The 781-nt window shown below is 46.9% G+C and carries 1 protein-coding gene; it reads right to left on the reverse strand.

Annotation, left to right across the window (positions count from 1 at the left end):
- The coding region (locus QVO97_RS07015; RefSeq protein ID WP_288189274.1) for a MobA/MobL family protein at positions 1–781 on the reverse strand (781 nt) is incomplete at both ends.

The following is a 781-nucleotide window of genomic DNA, read 5'->3' on the forward strand; positions in this document are numbered from 1 at the left end:
GTATCTCGGTCTGCTTGACTTCTAAAATCTTTGCTTCGGAAATACCCGATAACAACGCCATATCCGCTGTCCTGTTCCATTCCTGCCTTGCGGTATTGTCCGCTTCAATCTCGGCGGCTTTGGGATTGTTCTTGCCGATTTTCTTGGTGGGAAGATAAACGCTGTTCTTATCAAATACCTTTAACTGCTGTTCGGGATCGGAGATATGCCGATTGATAAGGTCGGTGTAAATCTCTTTTATCTCCCGAAGAAAAGGCTCGCTTTTGAATTTATCATCTTTCACGGTAAAGAGGTGGCTTTCGTAAACCTCGCCCTTTTTAATGACGGTACAGCCTTTGCGTATCTGCCCGTCCTCCCCTGTGATTTCTTTCTTGGTGCGTACCCTTTTGCCCGTTTCATCATAGAACACGCTGCGTGTGGCTCTCTTGATGTCAGGCTCAGGAAGCAGTTTTCTTTCGCTGAAGATAAGATGGATATGATAATTGGTTTTGCGTTTGTTGTGGTGGAGGGCTGACACGCACTCCACACCATATCTCTTGCGGAACTCCTCCGTAAAATCTTCAAGGACTTCCTGCGGCTCGTATCTTGTATAAACTTCGGGCAGGGCGATAATCAATTCCCTTGCTTCGATACATTTGCCCTCTGTGCCGCTCCGCTTAAACTCCTGCTGGCTTTCCCTTGCAAGGTTACTCCAAAATTCATTGTCGGCGGTGCGGTAGGTGGCATAAAGGTTTTCCTGCTTTGCGTGGCTTGTGATATAGGATATTCTTCCCTTGACATT

This window comes from Clostridium sp. CAG:43, from assembly GCF_000434655.1.
In the GTDB taxonomy this organism is placed as follows: Bacteria; Bacillota; Clostridia; order Lachnospirales; family Lachnospiraceae; genus Otoolea; species Otoolea fessa.